This is a genomic window from Kiritimatiellia bacterium (assembly GCA_026417735.1).
GTDB lineage: Bacteria > Verrucomicrobiota > Kiritimatiellia > PWTM01 > PWTM01 > CAACVY01.
Window position 1 is genome coordinate 153,743 of the sequence record JAOACR010000017.1, and the last position, 18,585, is coordinate 172,327.

17 protein-coding genes, 1 pseudogene and 1 riboswitch are annotated in these 18,585 nt (G+C 71.0%); of the genes and pseudogenes, 6 read left to right on the forward strand and 12 right to left on the reverse strand.

Annotation, left to right across the window (positions count from 1 at the left end; all coding sequences use genetic code 11):
• Window positions 1–11: 11 nt before the first annotated feature.
• Both N2652_08990 and N2652_08995 read right to left on the reverse strand, forming a co-directional pair.
• Window positions 12–1,220 carry an aromatic amino acid transaminase gene (locus N2652_08990; GenBank protein MCX7819329.1) on the reverse strand — a complete coding sequence of 403 codons (1,209 nt, stop codon included), beginning with the start codon at window positions 1,218–1,220 and terminating at the stop codon, window positions 12–14.
• Window positions 1,221–1,224: 4 nt separating this feature from the next.
• Complete coding sequence (locus tag N2652_08995; protein MCX7819330.1) at window positions 1,225–2,388, reverse strand: nucleoside-diphosphate kinase; 1,164 nt, start codon at window positions 2,386–2,388, stop codon at window positions 1,225–1,227.
• A gap of 79 nt (window positions 2,389–2,467) precedes the next feature.
• Here N2652_08995 and N2652_09000 point away from each other — a divergent pair, with 79 nt between their 5' ends.
• Entirely contained in the window at window positions 2,468–3,799 is a 1,332-nt protein-coding gene (locus N2652_09000) for an RsmB/NOP family class I SAM-dependent RNA methyltransferase (GenBank protein MCX7819331.1), read from the forward strand.
• A 66-nt stretch (window positions 3,800–3,865) separates the two neighbouring features.
• Window positions 3,866–4,939: a peptidylprolyl isomerase gene (locus N2652_09005; protein MCX7819332.1), complete on the forward strand. Its 1,074-nt coding sequence runs from the start codon at window positions 3,866–3,868 to the stop codon at window positions 4,937–4,939.
• Here N2652_09005 and N2652_09010 read toward each other — a convergent pair.
• From N2652_09010 to N2652_09035, 6 genes are all read right to left on the reverse strand, one after another.
• A complete protein-coding gene (locus tag N2652_09010; GenBank protein MCX7819333.1) occupies window positions 4,936–5,649 on the reverse strand; it encodes a glycosyltransferase family 2 protein in 714 nt (237 codons plus the stop codon). The genes N2652_09005 and N2652_09010 overlap by 4 nt on opposite strands.
• Window positions 5,646–6,530, reverse strand: a complete 885-nt coding sequence (locus tag N2652_09015) for a lysophospholipid acyltransferase family protein (protein MCX7819334.1) — start codon at window positions 6,528–6,530, stop codon at window positions 5,646–5,648. Before N2652_09015 ends, N2652_09010 begins: the two co-directional genes overlap by 4 nt.
• 73 nt (window positions 6,531–6,603) lie before the next feature.
• Complete coding sequence (locus N2652_09020; protein ID MCX7819335.1) at window positions 6,604–8,055, reverse strand: glycoside hydrolase family 140 protein; 1,452 nt, start codon at window positions 8,053–8,055, stop codon at window positions 6,604–6,606.
• A complete protein-coding gene (locus tag N2652_09025) occupies window positions 8,052–9,119 on the reverse strand; it encodes a mechanosensitive ion channel family protein (GenBank protein MCX7819336.1) in 1,068 nt (355 codons plus the stop codon). The genes N2652_09020 and N2652_09025 overlap by 4 nt, the downstream gene beginning before the upstream one ends.
• A gap of 23 nt (window positions 9,120–9,142) precedes the next feature.
• Window positions 9,143–10,024 carry a hypothetical protein gene (locus tag N2652_09030; protein MCX7819337.1) on the reverse strand — a complete coding sequence of 294 codons (882 nt, stop codon included), beginning with the start codon at window positions 10,022–10,024 and terminating at the stop codon, window positions 9,143–9,145.
• A complete protein-coding gene (locus tag N2652_09035) occupies window positions 10,021–10,806 on the reverse strand; it encodes a prolyl oligopeptidase family serine peptidase (protein ID MCX7819338.1) in 786 nt (261 codons plus the stop codon). Before N2652_09035 ends, N2652_09030 begins: the two co-directional genes overlap by 4 nt.
• A 112-nt stretch (window positions 10,807–10,918) precedes the next feature.
• Between N2652_09035 and N2652_09040 the strand changes: the two genes are divergently transcribed.
• Genes N2652_09040 through N2652_09050 form a run of 3 tightly spaced genes read left to right on the forward strand, consistent with a single transcriptional unit; the run spans window position 10,919 to window position 13,953 of the window.
• The gene (locus N2652_09040) at window positions 10,919–11,344 is read left to right on the forward strand and encodes a hypothetical protein (protein ID MCX7819339.1); all 426 of its coding nucleotides are present in this window, start codon (window positions 10,919–10,921) and stop codon (window positions 11,342–11,344) included.
• Window positions 11,345–11,373: 29 nt separating this feature from the next.
• The gene (locus N2652_09045; protein MCX7819340.1) at window positions 11,374–12,003 is read left to right on the forward strand and encodes a corrinoid protein; all 630 of its coding nucleotides are present in this window, start codon (window positions 11,374–11,376) and stop codon (window positions 12,001–12,003) included.
• A gap of 18 nt (window positions 12,004–12,021) precedes the next feature.
• A complete protein-coding gene (locus N2652_09050) occupies window positions 12,022–13,953 on the forward strand; it encodes an ASKHA domain-containing protein (protein ID MCX7819341.1) in 1,932 nt (643 codons plus the stop codon).
• Here the strand turns inward: N2652_09050 and thiE are convergent.
• The 4 genes from thiE to N2652_09070 all read right to left on the reverse strand — a co-directional run bounded on the left by thiE (window position 13,917) and on the right by N2652_09070 (window position 17,521).
• A complete protein-coding gene (thiE, locus tag N2652_09055; GenBank protein ID MCX7819342.1) occupies window positions 13,917–14,552 on the reverse strand; it encodes a thiamine phosphate synthase in 636 nt (211 codons plus the stop codon). The genes N2652_09050 and thiE overlap by 37 nt on opposite strands.
• Window positions 14,545–15,318 (reverse strand): sulfide-dependent adenosine diphosphate thiazole synthase, encoded by a 774-nt coding sequence (locus N2652_09060; GenBank protein MCX7819343.1) that lies wholly within the window; start codon window positions 15,316–15,318, stop codon window positions 14,545–14,547. The genes thiE and N2652_09060 overlap by 8 nt, the downstream gene beginning before the upstream one ends.
• 57 nt (window positions 15,319–15,375) lie before the next feature.
• Window positions 15,376–15,475, reverse strand: a riboswitch (TPP riboswitch).
• Window positions 15,476–15,515: 40 nt separating this feature from the next.
• Window positions 15,516–16,727 (reverse strand): hypothetical protein, encoded by a 1,212-nt coding sequence (locus tag N2652_09065; GenBank protein MCX7819344.1) that lies wholly within the window; start codon window positions 16,725–16,727, stop codon window positions 15,516–15,518.
• Window positions 16,724–17,521, reverse strand: a complete 798-nt coding sequence (locus N2652_09070) for a hypothetical protein (GenBank protein MCX7819345.1) — start codon at window positions 17,519–17,521, stop codon at window positions 16,724–16,726. Before N2652_09070 ends, N2652_09065 begins: the two co-directional genes overlap by 4 nt.
• Before the next feature lie 154 nt (window positions 17,522–17,675).
• On the opposite strand from N2652_09070, the pseudogene thyX reads away from it, so the two are divergent.
• Window positions 17,676–18,461: pseudogene (gene thyX / locus N2652_09075) on the forward strand (FAD-dependent thymidylate synthase).
• Window positions 18,462–18,585 lie beyond the last annotated feature (124 nt).

The following is an 18,585-nucleotide window of genomic DNA, read 5'->3' on the forward strand; positions in this document are numbered from 1 at the left end:
GCGAACGGCCCTCAGCCAGCCGGCCGTTCGCGCAGCGCCTCGGCGATCGCGTCGCACACGTAGTCCAGGTTGTCGGGATTGAGACCGACGACGTTCGCCCGTCCGTCCGCGGTCATATAGATCGACCGATGTTCGCGCAGCCACTCCGTGTGCGCACGCGACAGCCCCGTGAACGAGAACATCCCGCGCTGGCGCCGAATGAACGACCAGTCGCGCGCGGGGAGCCGGGCCGCAAGCCCATCCGCAAACGCGGCGCGCGCCCGGGCGATACGCTCGCGCATCGCGTCCAGCTCGCGGGTCCACATCTCCCGCAGCAGCCGGTCCGCGAGAATGCGCATCGCGACCTGCGGGCCGTGCGCCGGCGGGTTCGAGTAGAGCACCCGCGCCGCACACCGCGCGTGGCTCAGCAACGCCTCTGCCGCCTGCCCGTCCGCCGCAACGATCGCCAGCGCCCCAACGCGGTCGCGGTACAGTCCCATGTTCTTCGAGAACGAAATCGCGGCCAAAAACTCCACCCCCGCCCCCAGCAGCTCGCGCAGCGGTGCGGCGTCCTGCTGCAGCGTCCCGCCGAATCCGAGGTAGGCCGCGTCCACCACCGGCAACCAGCCCCGCTCGCGCGCCGCCGCCGCCAGCCGCTGCCAGTCCTCCGGCTCGAGATCGGCGCCGGTGGGGTTGTGACACCCAGCGTGCAGCACTACCACGTCGCGCGGGCCCGCCGCCTCCAACGCCGCCCACATCGCCCCACGATCCACCCCCCCACCGGCCGGCTCGAAGTAGGGATACTCCCGTACCGCGAAACCCGCCGCCGTGAAAATGCCCCGGTGGTTCGGCCACGTCGGCCGGCTCAGCCACACCGCACCGCCCCGCCCCACGACCGCCCCGACCAGCTCGGCCCCCACGCGCAGCGCGCCGGTCCCCCCCGGCGCACACATCACCCGCAGTCGCGCGTCCGAACCACCGTCCGCACCCCAGATCAACTCCGCGACCCGTCGCCCGTACTCCGGATCGCCCGCAATCGGCCAGTAGTTCTTCGTCAACTCCGCCGCCACCAGCGCCGTCTCCGCCGCCTTCACCGACGCGAGCACCGGCGTGCGTCCCTGCTCGTCCTGAAACACGCCGACGCCCAGGTTCACCTTCCGCGGATTCGGATCCGCGCGCCAGGCCTCCGTCAGCCCCAGGATCGGGTCCGGCGGCGCCGGCTCCACATTCGGCCAACCCATCGGTTCAGTCTCCGTAGTACCGGCGCACCCAGGGCGTCACCAGGTCCTCTTCGATGCGGATGATCGCCGCCTCCCGCGCCGCGTTCTCCCGCGAGTCGGAGGCGTGCGCCGCATTCACCATCACGTCCTGCCCCAGCTCCCGCCGCACCGTCCCCGGTGCCGCCTGGCTCGGATCCGTGGGCCCGAGCAATCGCCGGATCTTGGCGACCGCGTCCGGCCCCGCATACATCAGCGCCAGACATCGCTCCAGACCGGGCTCGGTCTTCGCTTCCGGCGCGCACTTCTGCGGCCAGCGGCCGGTCATGAAGTGAATGATGTTGAAAAACTGCTGGTCCCCGTAGTAGGGCCCCACCAGCTCCCCCAGCCGCACCCGCAGCTCCTCCGGCACCTCCATCCCCAGCTCGGACTCGATCAGATGCGCGAGCTTCTGCATCACCACACCCTTCATCTTCTCGCGCAACACCGGCCGAACCGGACCGTAAAACTCCTCCGCCTCCGCGACGCTCATCCGGTGCACCTTCGCCGCCACGATGCGTAGCCCCGAGCGCGAGAGAATGTCCACCACGCTGCCCGGCCGGGCACTGGGATACCGGAAATTGTCCGGTTTGATCAGCACCAGCGTCCGCTCGATCCCGGTCGGATCCACGTCCGCGGCATTGTCCACCACCCCCCCATCCTGCGCGCTGTACTGCGCCCACATCCGCAGCGTGCGCGCCGCCGACTCCACCGTCGGCGCGACCATCACCGCCGGCTCAATGTACCGCACCTCGCCGTCGCTGCCGACGATGAAATCCCCGTACGTGTCGCGCACCGTCTCGCCGCTGACGCTGTTGGCGCGCACTGGCCCAGCGGTCGCCGCGATCTTCGCGACCGCGTCCTCCCCCTCGAACAGCAGCAGCATCACCCGCCGGCGCCGGCCGCTCGCCGGCTCCGGCCCGTACGCGCGGCGCACATAATCGGCCAGCAGCGGCGCGGTCTGACTGGTCGGCACCGCCTCCTCCTCGATCTGTCGCGCGTACGCCTCGGCGAGCTCCCGGCTGGGCCCGAACATGCGCGCCGCCACCAGGTCCAGTCCCGTCCGGCTCAAAAACCGACCCAGAATTCCCCCCGTACGCGACTTCGCCAGCGAGTACGGGTTGATCATCGCGAATGCAAGTTCTCTGGCCATGGTCCACCACCTCGCTCCGCGCTCGCCAGCCTGCGGTGCGTCGCCCCGGCCGCGCGGGCGCGCTACTCTAGGCGAGCCGATGCACCACCACAAGCCCGACGCCGATGAGCCCCCGCCGGAGGCCGCCCGCGCGCGCGCCGCACGCCAGGCCGCCGCGCTCGCGGAGGCGGTCCGGCTCGCGGAGACCGCGGTCGCGTCGCGGCAGCCCGTCGACGAAACCCTCAGCCGCTACTTCCGCAGCCGGCCGGAACTCGGCGCGCGGGACCGCCGCATCATCTCCGGCTGCGTGTTCGCGCTGTGGCGCTGGCGCGGCTGGTGCGGACCGCCGACAGAGCGCATCGGCGCGGTGCTCGCGATCGCCCACCGGCTCGAATGCGGCGCAGAACCGCTGCCCGCCGCGCTCCACCACCTGCCCGGATTCGCCGCCCCCCCACCCCCTCCGCCCGATGGCTTCCAAGGGTTGGAAGACCGGCGGCAATGGGTGTCCAACCATTGGAAGCCTGACGCCCGCCCGGAAGATCTGGTGCCGGCCTGGGCGCTTGATGCACTCGCACTGCCCGACGACCCCACGCCCGGCGCCACGCCTCTGCGCTGGCTCGAGACAATTCAGCGGCGGCCCCCGCTCTGGCTGCGCGCGGCAGACGGCGATGGGGCCGCGCTCGCGCGCCGCCTCACCGCGCTCGGCCATCCGGCCGAAACACCGTTGCCGCGGCTGCCCGCCGCCGTCCGCGTACCCCGCCCGATCCCGATCGCGGAACTCGAGAAAACCGTCGGCCCGGTGTTTGAGATCCAGGACGCGGCCTCCCAGGCGGTCGGCGCATGGTGCGATCCACGACCGGGCGAAGAGTGGTGGGACGCGTGCGTCGGCGCCGGCGGCAAGGCGCTGGACCTGGCCGCGCGCACGCGCGGCCGCGCAAAGATCCTCGGCAGCGATGTGCGCCCCGCCGCGCTGGGCGAGGCGCGGCGCCGGATCCGCCGGCTCGGCCTCAGCGGCATCCGGCTGACGCTGCACGACGCCCGCCAGCCCCTGCCCGGCTCGCCCCAATTCCACGGCGTGCTCGTCGATGCGCCCTGCACCGGCCTCGGCACGTGGGGCCGTGCGCCGGACGCCCGCTGGCGCGCCGCGCCGGAAGACCTCGCCGCATCGGCCGCGCTCCAGCGGGAACTGCTCCGCGCCGCCTCCGCCGCCGTCCGCGCCGGCGGCCGGCTGGTCTACGCAGTGTGTTCGCTCACCCGCGCCGAGACGCTCGAGATCACCAGCTGGTTCGAGCGCGAACATCCCCGCTTCGAACGCGAACCGGGCCTCCACCCGTTGCAGTCGGGGGGCGGCCCGGAACCGGCCATGTGGGTCTGGCCGTGGATGGGGCCAGGCACCGGCATGTACGCGGTCCGCTGGCGGCGGATCCGCTGAGCGGCACGCACCGCGCACCGCCGAACGCCGTTTGACTTTGTGCCCCCGCCGAGCGACTCTAGCCAAATGAAGATCAACCAGCCGTCCGCTCCTCTGCGCTGCGGCAGCGTCGCCGCCATCGCCGCGGTGTGCCTGTCTGGCGCCGCAACGACCAACCCTCCCGCGGTTCCTTCCGCGCTGATTCCCGACGATCTCTTCGAACGACCCGCGCCGTCGGCCGTCGCCCCGACAACGGTGGTCGCCATCGTCGAGGGGCGCACCATCACGCAGCGCGACGTGGACCGCCTGGTCGAGCGCGCGCTGGCGATGCACGGGCGGCAGATCCCGCCCGATCGCCGCGACGAGGCGCGCCGGCAGCTCGCGGTGCAGGCGCGCGAGGAGCTGATCGTGCAGACGCTGCTCGAGGCCGAAGCGGAACGCCAAAAGATTCCGGTGAGCGACGAGGAGCTCGCCAAACTGAAGGCCTCCATTACGCTGCCGCCGGGACAGACCCTCGAACAGGCGCTCGCGGCGCAGAACGTGACGATGGAACAGTTCGACGCCGACCTCCGCCAGGAGCTGCGCAAGCGCGCGCTGCTCGAGAAGAACGTGCCGAAGCCGGAGGTGACCGACGCGGAGGTCCGGGCGTTTTACGAAAGCCAGCCAGACGTCTTTCGCCTGCCGGAGACGGTGACCGCCCGCCACATCCTGATCGCGGTGCCGCCGGACGCGCCGGCGGCCGACCGCGCAAAGAAGCGCGAGCAGGCCGAGAAGGTGCGCGCGGAACTGCTTGCGGGCGGCGACTTCGCGGAGCTCGCCAAGAAGTACTCCGACGACCCCGGCAGCCGCGATCGCGGAGGCCTCTACGAGTTCCCTCGCGGCCGGATGGTGCCGCCGTTTGAAGAGGCCGCGTTCACGCAGAAAATCGGCGAAATCGGCCCGATCGTGGAAACCCAGTTCGGCTATCACATCATCCAGACGACAAACCGCTCGCCGGAACGCACCGTTTCGTTCGAAGAGGCTGCGCCGCGCATCCGCCAGCATCTGGAGCGGACGAAGTGGAACCGCGCGGTGGCCGACTACATCCGCGGCCTGCAGGCCCGCGCAAACATCGTGCGGCCGGGCGCCGCGCCGGTGGCCCCCGCCGCTCCGCAGCGCTAGGCCGGCGGCGCCGCGCGAGCGCGCCGCCAGCGGCGCAACATCCGGCAGAAGCGGATCGTATCCGCGAGCGGTCGAATCTTGCTGCGCTCGCCCCGGTAGATGGTGCGGATGCGAACCGAGTCCATCCGCAGTCCCCGCGCGGCCAGCCTCAGCAGAATCTCCGACTCCGCCGCAAACCGGTCCGACTCGGTTTCGACGAACCGCAGGAGGTCGGTTCGGAACAGCCGGTAGCCGCACTGCGTGTCGGGCAGATACCGGCGCATCTCCCGGCTGAGCAGCCAGCTCATGAACCGGTTGGTGAGCCGGCGCACCAACGGCATGCCCCGGCAATCCCACATCCGGTTGCCGATCAGCACCGGGATCCGGGTGCGTTCGTAAGCCTCGATGAAGCGTGGAATCTCGGCGGGATCATGCTGGCCGTCGCCGTCGAGCGTGATCACCGCCTCGCATCCGAGCTCCGCGGCACGCCGGAATCCGGTCTGCAGCGCCTGGCCCTTGCCGCGGTTCTCGGGATGGCGGATCACCTCCGCGCCGGCGGCGCGGGCGACCTCCGCGGTGCGATCGGGCGAGCCGTCATCCACCACCAGCACGTGCACACCGTGCGCCCGCGCTGCGGCGACCACCGGCCCGATCCGCTCCTCTTCCGCGTAGGCCGGAATCACCGCGACATAGCGGGGCGGCGCCGCAGGGATGGCGTCGCGGCCGTTCATTTCGCCCGCGCCGCCCCCGGCTCCGCAGTGGTCCAAAAATCGCGGAACACGAACCACTGCGTGGGATGATCGCCGATCACATCCTCCAGCACCCGCACCAGCCGCGCGTGGATCTCCGCGACGGAGGCATGTTCCCGCGGCCAGATCGGCTCGTGAAACTGCAGCAGAAACCGCTCATCCACCTGCCGCAGCATGAAACCGGGCAGAATCGGCGCGTCGCACCGCTTCGCGAGCACCGCGGGCCCGATCGGCATGCGGACCGGCGCGCCGAAAAAGTCCACCGGTGCGCCGCGCCCCGTGAAGTCGCGATCGGCCAGCAGCGCAATCAGCTCGCCCTGTTGCAACGCGCGGCACAGCCCCGCGGCGGCGTCGCCCAGCGGCAGGATCCGGATGCCGCGCTGCAGCCGGTGGTCGCTCCAGAGCCGGTCCAGATGCGGCACGCCGGTGGGCCGGTACACCGCGGTGACGCGATGGCCGCGGCTGGCGAGAAACAACCCGCCCATCTCCCAGCTGCCCAGATGCGCGGTCGCGAGAATCACACCGCGCCCCGCCGCGATCGCCCGGTCGAGCCGCTCGCCGTGCGCGACACTGACCTTCCGCTCAAGCTCATCGCAAAACGCGCGGGAATAGCGGTAGAAATCCACAATGTATTTGCCAAACGCCTGGTAGGTCTTGCGAGCAAGCGTACGGATCGCACCGCGCGCCGGGTGGATGCCGCGCGCGGCGAGAATGCGGCGCAGGTTCGCGCGGACGCCGCGACGGCCTGCGGGGTCCGCGAGGCAGAACAAATCCGCCACCCGCATGCCGAGCCAGTACGAAAAGGGCAGCGGCAGCCGACGACTGAGGAACGCCGCCGCCAGGTTCGCCCAGTAACCCACCACGTTCCGCTCGCCTCCGCCACGCCCGATGACCAGCCTATGCGCGGCCCCTCCCCACCGCAAGGACCCCGCCGCATTAGCCCTCCCGCCGTGGCTCGCCCGGCGGCGGCCAGTTCTGCGCGGCCTCGTCCAGCACCAGCACCCAGTCGAGCTGCTCGCCCGCAGCCGGCGGCGTGAACACGGGCAGCGCGGCCTTCTCAAACTCGCCGATCTTCAACGCCTCGCCGGTGCGCGGATCGTACCACCAGGCCACCCAGCGCCCTTCGCGCAGGGGTGCGGCGTTCACCCGGAAGCTCCGCCCACACGGCGCGTAGACCATCGCCCAGCGGCCCTCCCGGTCGCGCGTTGCAGCAAAGCGCCGCAGCCCCGCGCCGGGCACCGCGTTGGTGTTCGTCGGATGCGGCGCGATCAGCGAGTCGTCCGGAATGCGCGTGAAGAACGGCCGTGACTCGATCAATCGCCGCGCGTGCCGCATCTGCTCGGCGCCGGGCTCCCGGATCGCCTCGCGCCAGCTCAGTATCGGCGCGTTCACCGGCGCGCGGCCCGGCGCCCACATCTGCCAGACCGAGTGGTGGCCGTAGGTGTGCCCGAACGCCCCCGCGCACAGGTCCCAGTACAGCGCCCGGCGCACGTCCGCCGCGAGCGAAACGCCGTGCTCCTGCGCGCGAAAGCCGACCGGATGCCCCTCGTAGATCGGCTCGCCGTCGAGCACCGGCTTCACCGGTTGGCGCTCCCAATCGCGCGTGGTGCGCGCGTACGCGGGCCACACCGCGTCGTGACCGTTCTGACGCATGTTGAAATCCAACCACGGCGCGTCGTGGAACCACTCCGACGAGCTCCGCCCGCCGCGCGGATGGAACGTGATCAGATGCGCGCCGCCATCCCCCTCCCGCAGCCCGCGCGCCATCGCGTCCATGATCGCGCGATGCTCGTCGCTGTCCACCGTGCGGTCACCGCCCAGAATCCAGACGATCCCCGCCTCGCGGTAGCGCCGGCCGAGCCAGCGTCCGTACACATATGCGTTGGTCGCGTTGAACACCACCGGCCCCGCGCCGCCGGCCGCCGCGGTCCACTTGTCGCCCCACGTCGGCAAGAACCCCACGTAGATGCCCCGCTCGTTCGCGGCGCGCACAATGAAGTCCACGTGGTCCCAGTAGTCGTTCGCTGGCCCCGGCCGCTCCGCCGGGCGGGCCGGATCGAGATCCTCCAGCGGCAGATGGCCATACGCGTTCGGCACGCGCAGCCCGTCGAGCTCCGCCAGCGCGACCGCCTGCACCACGTTGAACTGCTGGCGAGCACGCGTGTCGAGGTAGTGCAGCGCCTCCTCGCGGTTCAGCCGGTGAAACAGCTCCCAGGCGGTGTCGCCGAGCCAAAAAAACGGCCGGCCGTCCTCCGTTTGCAAATACCGCCGCTCCGGATGCACCTGCAGCCGCGGCAGCGGCGCCGCCCGCGCCGCGGACCCCGCCACGAAGGCCGCCAGAATGCCGGTCACAAATCCCCGGGTGACGTAGGCTGGCCAACGCATCATGTGCGATCCTCCTCGGACGGCCGGAGCGCGCCCGCGCCGCCCGCAATGTGTACCGTCTGCGTCGGGAACGCGAACTGGATTCCCTCCGCCGCAAACCGCCGCAGAATCTCAAGGTTCAGGCGGCTGTGGTGGTCGAGATACGCCCACCAGTCGGCCGGATGGTACCAGTACACCACCTGCAGGTTCAGCGAGTAGGGCCCATACTCGCGGAAATGCACCCGTGGCGGCCGTTCCGCATTGAACCCCTCGTGCCGATCGAGCAGCTCGCGAAGAATCTCCATCGCGCGCTCCACCCGCTGCGGCGGCGTGTCGTACGTGATGCCGATCACCGACTGGCTTCGGATGAACGTGCGCCGGCCGTAGTTGCGGATCGCGCGGCCCGCGAGGTCGCCGTTCGGAATCGTCACCAGCTCGCCGTCGAGCGTGCGCAACCGCGTGGACCGCAGCCCGACCGATTCCACCACGCCGTCCAGATCGCCCGCCGCAATCCGATCGCCCAGTCCAAAGGGCTTGTCCGCGAGCAGCACGATCGAGCCGAAGAAATTCCGCAGCGAGTCCTGCGCGGCCAGCGCGACCGCCAGTCCGCCGATCCCGAGGCCGGCGAGGATCGAAGTGACCGGCTTGTCGGACAGCGTCTGCGCCACCTGCACCATCACCAGCACCAACACGGTCGCGCGCAGGCTGTGTCCGACAATCGGCACCAGCATCTCGTCCAGCCGGCTGCGGCTCCGCTGCGCGGTGAGCTCGAGCCAGCGCACGACGACCGCCACCATCGCCCACGCGACCCAGCCCACCGCCAGCACGTCCAGCACCCGCGCGACTGCCGCAACCCCCGGTGCCAGGGGCGCAGGCCAGGGCAGCTGGGGTAAAATCCGTGCGAGCGCGAGCGCGCCGATCGTCCCCGGCGCACAGCGCGCCAGCGCCGCCGCGGCGCTCTGCTGCAGCGGCCGTCCCCTCCGGCCGGCGGCGCCCGCCCACCGCTCGAGGTAGACCCGCAGCACGCGGCCCCCCAGCAGAGCGCCAAGCGCAACACCGCCAATCCATGCGACCCGCCACTCGACCATCACAAACCCCCCGCCGCCCGGCGTTATCCTCTGCCCGCCGCGCGCCGCACCGCCGGGAAAAGATGACGCCGCCGGTCCGCCGCCCGCTGGCCCGCTGGCCGTGGCACAAACAAATCCGCCGGCCCCAGCCCCAGCTCGTGCGCAACGTCCAGGCAATAACCGAGGTCACCCACGTCCTCGTCGCGGTTGTTCGTGCCGAACGCGAACTTCGCGCCTGCCGCACGCGCCAGCCGCAGAAACGCCCGGCCGGGCAGCCGCGTGCGCGCGTTGATTTCCAACGCGACATCGTACCGAACCGCCGCCTCGATCACGCGCCGCATCCGCGCCTCGGTCCACAGCTCGTCGTACCGCGCCGCGAGCGATGCGGGCAAAAACGTCGGGTTCGCCAGCACGTCAATCGGCTCGCGCTCGACGATGCCGACCGTCCGCTCGACGAGCATGTCCATGAACTCCTCCGGATCGTCGACCGGTGCCTCCGCCGCAATCCACAGCCGCAGCCGCCGCCCCCGTCGGTCGGTCCACGTCATCGCATCGGTGAACACATAGTCGAACTGCGCGACCGTCTCCGGCGAGAGCAGTGCGGTCCACTCCCGCCCCTCCCCCTGAACCGCGGCGAAGAACTCCCCGCAGCGTCGCACCTCCGCCAGCCACGCGAGCGCGGCCGCGTCGTTGGTGGTCGGGAACCCCAGACCCACGTTGATCGCCAGGCCGAACTGCACGCCAGTCGCGCGCGAGAGCTCGAGCGCACGCTCCACCGTGAGGCCGCCCTTCAGGTGCACGTGCAGGTTGCGCAGCGGCGCGCCGTCAGCCAAAAGTTGCGCGAGCGCCGGATGCGCCCGCTCCGCCGCGGCGGCCGCCAACACCGGCACCAGCGCCACCCAGGCCAGCACCACCACTCCGCTCATTGCGCTCCGCCCGCTGCCGGCGCCGCGCCGCGCCGATGCTGCAACAGCCACTCGTACAGCTCCGGCCCCTCGTAGGCGGCGGTCCACGCGTCGTGACCGGTGTTCGGATACACCGTGAAGCGGGGCTGCGCACCCACACGGCGTAGCGCCTCCACCATCACCTCCGACTCCCTCAGCGGCACCACCGGATCGTCCGCGCCATGAAACACCCACGCCGGCACCTGTCGCAGCGCGCCGGCGCGATACCACGGCCCCCCGCCGCAGATCGGCGCGATCGCCGCAAACAATTCTGGAAACTCCGCCGCCAGCCGCCAGGTGCCAAATCCACCCATGCTCAACCCCGTCACGTACACCCGGTCCCGGTCCACGCGGTGCGCCGCGATCACGTCGTCCAGCAGCGTCCGCAGCGCCAGAATCTGCCGCGCACTGTCCCACCAGTCGTCCGCCGGACACTGCGGCGCCACCACAATGAACGGCAACACACGTCCGGCCGCGATCAGTTTCGGCGGACCGTGCTGCTTCACCCGCTCCAGATCGTCGCCGCGCTCCCCTGCGCCGTGCAGAAACAGCAGCAGCGGCCAGCGCTGTGGCCCCTCGCGCTCGTAGCCGGGCGGACACGCCAACCAGTAGCGCACCCGTACCCGCAGGCTCGCCGCACCGTCCAGCACCTTCGCATCCATCGTCATCCCATTCGTCGGGGCGGGGCTGCTGTGCGCCACCGGCACCACCGCCAGCGACGCGGCCACCACCCCAGCCCGCCAACACCAACCGTGCCCGCTCATGGCGCGGAGTGTATCGGCCGCAGCTCCCGTTGCCAACGCGCGGCCGTGCGCCCCCGCCGCTTGCGACCCGCACGCCGCCCCGCTATGCTGACCCCGAAGACGAGGTGCGACGATGAATCAGGAACAACTCCCGCCGGGGTTCACCGAGCACGATATCCTGTTTGAGTGCCCGAACTGCGGCAAAAGCCTCGGTATCGATGAACGCGGCGCGGGGTTGGTCGTCAAATGCCCCGACTGCGGCCAACGCATGCAGGTGCCAACCCGCGAGGAGCAGGCGATCGCACCGCCCGGCTCGGACACCGAACTGCTCGCGGGGGAAGCCAGCGAAGAGGCCGCGTTGAAGGCAAAGGTCGAGCGGCTCCAGGTGACCATGGAAGAGGTGCTCGACCGCAAACGCTATCTCGAAAAGCTGCGCATTGATCACGCGCTGCGGTTCGAGCGCATCCGGGAGGAGATGGCGACGATCCAGGCCGCGCTCGATCGAATGACGGACATCCTGCAGGACGTCGGCGATCGGCGGGACGCGAAGTCGCTCTGATCCGGCCGACCGGCGGAAAGGAGGCGGTCATGGCACGACTCGAGGAACTGTATACAGCGATCTGCAGCGGCAACCGGCCGGCGGTTCAAACGATCCTGCAGCGCGAGCTTGCCGCGGGCCGTAGCCCGTCGGAACTGCTCACCGAAACCATGATTCCCGCGATGCGGGACGTCGGCGAGCGGTACTCGCGCCGCGAGCTGTTCATCCCGCAAATGATGATCGCCGCGCGCGCCATGGAGGCGGGGCTGCAGATCCTCGAGCCGCTGCTCGTGAAGACCGGCCACGAGCCGCGCGCCACCATCTGCATCGGCACCGTGAAAGGCGACCTGCACGACATCGGCAAGAACCTCGTCGCGATGATGCTCAAAGGCGCCGGCTTCCGGGTGATTGACCTGGGCACCAACGTGGACGTGCTGAAGTTCGAAAAGGCGGTGAACGACGGCGCCCGCGCGGTGCTGATGAGTGCGCTGCTGACCACCACAATGCCCTACATGAAAACCGTCGCGGACCACTTCCGCGGCTCGCCCGGTGTGAAGATCATCATCGGCGGCGCGCCGATCACGCAGGAATACGCCGACGAAATTGGCGCGCACGGCTACGGCGAGGACGCGGGCGCCGCGGTGCGCGTGGTAGAGCGCTGTCTCGGCCTCGCCGGCTGATTCGCCGCCTCTCCTGCGATGACCATCACCGTGCGGCTGGGCGGCGAAACCCGTACCGTGCCGCTCCGGCCGGGCGAAACCCTCGATTGCACCGCCGCGCGCGCAGGATGGCCGCTGAACACCCTCTGCGGCGGCCGCGGGCGGTGCGGCCGCTGCGCGGTGATCGTAGAGAGCGGTCGGATCCGCATCCGCGCGGCCATCGCCGAAATCCATCGCGGCGAGCCCCGGCGCGTGCTCGCCTGCCAGACCACCACGATCGAGGGCGCGCCGTGCGAGTTCGAGATTCCGGTGGCCTCGCGCAGCCCCGCCGAAGGCCGCGTCGTCGCCGACTGCGCGATCGCGCTCGGCGGTTGGCGCCCCCGTCTCCATCGCGCCGAAGTCCGGCCTCCCCCGGACGAGCCCGGCGCCGTCGCCTCCGATGCGGAACTGGCGGAAGCCGCTGCCATCGCCACCGGCGCACCCACCCCGCCGGCCCTCGACATCGACGCTCTCGAGCGTCTGCACGCGGAACTCGCCCGCTACGGGCGCGCCGAGCTCTGGTGGCTGGAGCGCGCCGGCCGCGCGCTCCCGGCGGAGATCCGGTCCGCCACCGCCCCGCCTCCGCTCGGCCTCGCGCTCGACATCGGCACCACCACCGTCGTCGCGACGCTCGTCGAACTGGACAGCGGCCAACCGCTCGCAACCGCCTCCGACTACAACGCCCAGATGAGTCGCGGCGCGGACGTCGCCTCGCGCATCAGCGCCGCCGAAGATCCCGCGGGCCGCCGCCAGCTGCAGGAACTGGTCATCGGGACGGCCAACCGGCTGATCCAGCGCGCCTGTGCGCGCGCGCACCGCTCGCCCGACGACATCCTGCACGTGGTGCTGGCCGGCAACAGCGTGATGGAACACCTCGCGCTGGGGCTCTCGCCGGTCGGCATCGGGCGAATTCCGTTCCGCCCGGCCGCGCGGCGCTACCCGCCCCTGCGCGCCACGCGGGTCGGCCTGGCCACCGATCCGCGCGCGTGGGTCGAGGCGATTCCGTCACTCTCCGGCCATGTCGGCGGCGACCTCACCGCCGACGCCGCGATCAGCGGCCTGCTCGACCGCACCGGCCGCTGGCTGCTGGTCGACATCGGCACGAACGGAGAAATTCTCTTTTGGAACGGCCAACGACTGCTCTGTGCGGCCACCGCGGCCGGCCCCGCGTTCGAAGGTGCCGGCCTCGCCTGTGGCATGCGCGCCGAGCCTGGCGCGATCGAACGGCTGCGCTGGCATGCGGACCACTTCGAGTACGAAACCATCGGTGGCGCGCCACCCGTCGGGATCTGCGGCTCCGCCGCGGTGGACGCGCTCGCGGAGCTCGCGCGCGCGGGCCGGCTGGACGCGACGGGTCGGCTCGACTGGCACGCGCTCCGGCGCGCCGGCGCCGGCATCACTGTGCATCAGCGCGGCCACGACCTTCGCGCGGTGATCGTCGCTCCCTCCGAGCCAACCGCACAGGGCTCCCCCATCGTGCTGAGCGAGGCGGACATCGCCGAACTCTTGAAGGCCAAGGCGGCGGTGCACGCAGGCATCGTCACACTACTGCGTGCGGCCGGCTGCGGGCCGCACGACCTCGACGGCGTCATCGTCGCCGGCGGATTTGGCCGGCACCTCCACCTGCGGAACGCGATGCGCATCGGTCTACTGCCGGACCTGCCGCTCGAAATCATCGAAGTGATCGGCAACGGCGCGCTCGGTGGCGCGCTGCAGGGGCTCGGTGACCCGCGGGCGCCCGAAATCTGGGAACGGCTGGTGCGGATCGCCGAGCCGGTCGAACTGAACCTCTGCGAGGGGTTCGAGGGCGAGTTCGTTGACTCGCTGCTGATCCCGCACGCGGACCCATCGAGGTTCGAGCAGGTGCTCGCCGACGAATCGAACGAGCCGCCCGCTCAGCCGCCGCCAACGACCTCCCACCAGATTCGCTGAAGCCGCCGGATCTCCGCCGCCGGATTAAGCGAGGCGCCGACCGCGCGCACGACCGCGAAGTTCACGAAACCGGCGCGCAGCACCGCTTCGAGGTTCGTCGCATCAATGCCGCCGATCGCCACCGCAGGGCATCCGGCCAGCTCTGCCGCCCGTGCGGCCGCCACCGGCCCCAACGGCGGATCGCCATCTGGCTTCGTCGGCGTCGCAAAAACCGGCCCCACACCGACATAGTCGGCACCGAGCTCGCGGGCACGTGCCGCCTGGGCTGCGTTGTGCGTCGAGAGGCCGATCACCACCTCCACGCGGCCCCACTGCCGCCGCGCCTCTGCCGGCCCGGGCGGGTCCCCCTGGCCCAGATGCAGGCCGTCGGCGGACACTTCGCGCGCCAGCGCCAAGTCGTCGTTGATGATCAGCCCCGTCGCGCTCCCGCGCGTGATTTCGCGGATCCGCTCCGCGATCCGTCGGCGCTCGTCGGGCGGTTCGCGCTTCATCCGCAGCTGCACCCAGGCCACACCGCACTCCACCGCAGCCGCCGCACACCGCTCGTAGCCGGCCACCGGCTCGGTCAGCACCAGGTACAGCCCGAAGCGGTCACGCATTCGCCAGATCCCGCAGGATCACTTCGGCCACCTTGCGGCCGCTGCGCAACATCCCGCCGAAAATCGGCCCCATCCGGTGTCCACCCCCCACCTGGTTCGCCGCCATGCCGCAAACATACAGCCCCGCGCACACCCGCCCGGTATACTGCACCACCGCGGCCTCGCCCATCTCCGCCCACATCGGTCGTTCGCCCGGGACGCCCCTCGTGGGCGTGTCCAGCACCAGCCCGCCTTTCAACGCCGCCAGCCGCACGATCTCCCCCGGATGGCCGGTCGCGTCCACCACCGCCCGCGCCACCACGCAGATCGGATCCACGTGCATCTGCTGCCGCACCACCGGCGCCCAGTTGATCACCAGCCCTGCCACCCGATCCACACGTACCACTAGGTCCTCCACCGTCACCGCGTTGAAAATCAGCGCGCCCGCACGCCGCGCACCGAGGATCAGCGCCGCCGCCAGCTCCACCGAATCCGCCGTCAGCAGCCCCTCCCCCGCCGGCGCATGCCCAACGCCCAGCTCGTCCAGCAACGGCCCGAGGTCCTCTTGCAACACCACCTCGTTGAACAGCATGCCGCCCCCCCACACCCCACCTCCCGGCGCCAACCGCCGCTCAAAAATCGCAACCGAGCGCCCGGCCGCCGCCAGATCCCGCGCCGCCATCAGCGCCGAGGGCCCGGCCCCGACCAGTGCAACGTCCAGCTCCGCCGCTCGGTCCAGTTTCGCCAAATACGAGCGAACAATCGCCCGTGTGATGGATGGCTCCATGTTGCTGCTCCTGCGCGGAACCGAGCGGGAGGGGCCCCGCACCCGCGGGGCGTTCGAGGATCTCGGCTCACGGTTCCCTGCGCCGGCATTATCCGGATCCGGTTCAATGGGTATGTTCTCAGCCGCCCGTTGTCGGGCAGCACCCCAACCGCTGGCTCTACGCTACCACCGCGAGCCCAATCTTCAAGCCGGACCTCTCAGGCCGCCTCACGCCGCGCCGCCCCGCACGGCGCTCTCCGATCCTTGGATTCCGCCGCCGCAGCCGCATCCAACCGTTGGACCAGCCGCCACAGCGCCACCGCTGCCGGCAGCACCGCGATCGGCAGCGCCGCCCGCAGCCCGATCCGGTCCGCCGCCAACCCAATCAGCCACGGCGCAACAAAACACCCCGAGTTGCCCGCCGCCGAGAGCCAGCCGAACAGCGCCCCCCCGCCCGCGCGAATGCGTGCGGAAGCAGCCGCCAGGGCGGTCGGCCAAAGAATGCCACAGGGTGCGCCCACCGCGATCAGGGCCAGCACGCCGACCTCCGCCGGACCCACGAACCGTCCCGCCAGCCCCAGCGCGATCGTCGCCACCAGCCCCCACGCCAACAATCGCTCCGGCGAATGACCGTGCAGCCAGCGCGCGACAATCAGCCGAGCTCCCCCCATCCCAAGCAAAAACACCGAGAGCGCCATGCTCCCCATCGATGCCGACGCGCCCAGCTCCGCGCGCACCAGCGCCGGCAGCCATTGGCTGAGCCCCGCCATCGCCGCACCCGCACCGAAAAACACCAGCGCCCACAACCGAAACTCCGGACGCCCCAACACCTCCCGCACCGCACCCGCCCGCGTTTCGCGCTCTGCCAGCGCCGGCAGCGCCAGTCCGGCAAATCGCACCGCGATCCCCAGCGGCAGCGGAAGCAACGCCACCGGCAGCCACCGCCAGTCTAACCCCGCCCGCAGCCAGGCCGCCCCGAGCGCCGAGACTCCCACCGCTCCAATCGAATACGCCGCATGCAACCGGTTCAATGCCGCAGCCGCACGCCCCCGCGCCGTCCGCGCAACGAGCGGACTCAGGACCATGTCCAGCAGACCCGCCCCCAACCCCAAAAGTGCGCACGCGAACGCCCGCGGCCCAAACCCCCGCGCAACACCCAGCAGCACCAGCCCGGCGCCCACCAGCAGATTCCCCCCCACCACAAACGGCCGCGGATGCGTTCGGTCCGCGATCGGCCCCGACGCCACCAGCGCCACGACAAAACTGCCGCCGAGCACCGCAAACAGCCGCCCCCGCCGCTCCCACGTCAGCCCCGCCGCAAGCGCCGGCATCAACAACGGCAGGACCACCGTCGCGGCCGCCAGCACCACCATGCCGCCGGCGCACCACCACCCCAGCCGCACATCGCCGCCGTGGTCCGACGACTTCACCGCCGCGCCGGCTCGCGCAACGCCGCGCGGATCACCCGAACCGCCGCCTCGTGAATTCCGCCATTCGTCGCCAGAAACCGCATCGTGTGTCCGCCCAGCTCCTCGAGCACCTCGCATCGCCCTCCCGCCCGCTCCACCAGCAGCGCCCCCGCCGCAACGTCCCAGACGTGGATCCGCGTCTCCACGTACCCCTCGCCGCGACCGGCCGCCACATAACACAGCTCCGCCGCCGCCGAACCCAGAACCCGCAGCTTCCGCACCGCGGAGGCCAGCCGCTCGGTCACCCGCAGCGACACTCCCTCGTCCCCCTCCTGCTCGATCATCCCCGTGTACACGATCGAACGCACCAGCTCCGTCTCCTCCGAAACGCGGATCGGCGTCTCGTTGCACCGCGCCGGTCCGCTCGCGGTGACCGTGTACAGCTCGTCCAGATCCGGCAGCCACACCGCACCCGCCACCGTCCGGCCGCGAAACTGCACCGCCACCGACGAGGCCCAGTACGGCAGCCCATGCGAAAAATTCACGGTGCCGTCAATCGGGTCAATCACCCAGCGGTACTCGCCCGACTCGTCCAGCCCCCGCTCCTCCCCCAGCAGCGCGTGCGCGGGATACCGCCGCCGGATCACTTCCGCGGCGGCAGCCTGCGACTCCACGTCCAGCGCCAGCTTCACATCGTGCGGGGCCACCTCCACCGTCTCGCGCCGGCGGCGCCGGTTCGCGCGCGCATGCGCGCCCGCCGCGCGCACCGCTTGCACACACACCTCCAGCAGATCGTTTTCGGAAACGGGTCTCATTCCGTGGCACCCCCGGCTCGCCCCCGGGGCTCGCGAAAGCGCTTCACTCTAGGTTCCGAACCGCGTACATTCAACCGCGACCGCCGCGCCTCCGGCGCCCCCCCACGCCCGCGGAGGCGACGGCCGGTCAGCCGTGCACGGAGGTGTCGCAACGATGGGACATGTGCTGGTACCGGCCGCCGAGGCCCTGCTCGACAAGGAAATCCGCGTGCTCGACAAGGGATTCGTGCGGCTGGTCGACTACATGGGCGGCGACGCGCGGATCGTGCAGGCGGCACGGGTCTCCTACGGCCGCGGCACAAAGTCCGTGCGCGACGACGGGGCGCTAATTGATTACCTGATGCGCCACCAGCACACCTCGCCGTTCGAACACGTCGTGATCGAGCTGCACTGCAAGCTGCCCATCTTCGTTGCGCGGCAGTGGATCCGCCATCGCACCGCCCGCATCAACGAGATCTCCGGCCGCTACAGCGTGCTCGCCGACGAATTCTACCTGCCCCCCCCCTCCCAGATCCGCCGCCAGTCCCGCGACAACAAGCAGGGCCGCGACCCGGAGGAGCTACCACCCGAACTCCAGCGCGAAGTGCTCGACCTGCTGCTGCAAGAACAGCACGCCGCCTACGAAACCTATCAGCGGTTGCTCGACCGCGGCGTCGCGCGCGAACTGGCGCGCATCAACCTGCCGCTCTCCGTCTACACACAATGGTACTGGCAGATGGACCTGCACAATTTGTTTCACTTCCTCGAGCTCCGGCTCGACCCGCACGCGCAGTGGGAAATCCGCGAGTACGCCAGCGCGATCGCGCGCATCGCGCAGGCGGTCGCGCCGCTCGCCTACGCCGCCTTCGAGCGCCACGTGCTCAACGGTCGCCGTTTCTCCGCCGACGAGGTCTCCGCCATCCGCGAAATGGTCGCCGGGCGGGAAAACCCGCTCAGCGGCGCCGCGCGCCGAGAGTTCGAAGCCAAACTCGGCCTCACCCCACCACCCGCCGAGGAGCCGCCGCCACCCACCCCCGCCCACCGCCGTGCCACGCGCACCCCCAGCGAGGACTCATCGCCCGCAC

Bases quoted from the DNA above. Each gene is read 5' to 3' on its own strand.
- N2652_08990 (MCX7819329.1), bottom strand. From the start codon at position 1,220: ATGGGTTGGCCGAATGTGGAGCCGGCGCCGCCGGACCCGATCCTGGGG.
- N2652_08995 (MCX7819330.1), bottom strand. From the start codon at position 2,388: ATGGCCAGAGAACTTGCATTCGCGATGATCAACCCGTACTCGCTGGCG.
- N2652_09000 (MCX7819331.1), top strand. From the start codon at position 2,468: ATGCACCACCACAAGCCCGACGCCGATGAGCCCCCGCCGGAGGCCGCC.
- N2652_09005 (MCX7819332.1), top strand. From the start codon at position 3,866: ATGAAGATCAACCAGCCGTCCGCTCCTCTGCGCTGCGGCAGCGTCGCC.
- N2652_09010 (MCX7819333.1), bottom strand. From the start codon at position 5,649: ATGAACGGCCGCGACGCCATCCCTGCGGCGCCGCCCCGCTATGTCGCG.
- N2652_09020 (MCX7819335.1), bottom strand. From the start codon at position 8,055: ATGATGCGTTGGCCAGCCTACGTCACCCGGGGATTTGTGACCGGCATT.
- N2652_09025 (MCX7819336.1), bottom strand. From the start codon at position 9,119: ATGGTCGAGTGGCGGGTCGCATGGATTGGCGGTGTTGCGCTTGGCGCT.
- N2652_09030 (MCX7819337.1), bottom strand. From the start codon at position 10,024: ATGAGCGGAGTGGTGGTGCTGGCCTGGGTGGCGCTGGTGCCGGTGTTG.
- N2652_09035 (MCX7819338.1), bottom strand. From the start codon at position 10,806: ATGAGCGGGCACGGTTGGTGTTGGCGGGCTGGGGTGGTGGCCGCGTCG.
- N2652_09040 (MCX7819339.1), top strand. From the start codon at position 10,919: ATGAATCAGGAACAACTCCCGCCGGGGTTCACCGAGCACGATATCCTG.
- N2652_09045 (MCX7819340.1), top strand. From the start codon at position 11,374: ATGGCACGACTCGAGGAACTGTATACAGCGATCTGCAGCGGCAACCGG.
- N2652_09050 (MCX7819341.1), top strand. From the start codon at position 12,022: ATGACCATCACCGTGCGGCTGGGCGGCGAAACCCGTACCGTGCCGCTC.
- thiE (MCX7819342.1), bottom strand. From the start codon at position 14,552: ATGCGTGACCGCTTCGGGCTGTACCTGGTGCTGACCGAGCCGGTGGCC.
- N2652_09060 (MCX7819343.1), bottom strand. From the start codon at position 15,318: ATGGAGCCATCCATCACACGGGCGATTGTTCGCTCGTATTTGGCGAAA.
- N2652_09070 (MCX7819345.1), bottom strand. From the start codon at position 17,521: ATGAGACCCGTTTCCGAAAACGATCTGCTGGAGGTGTGTGTGCAAGCG.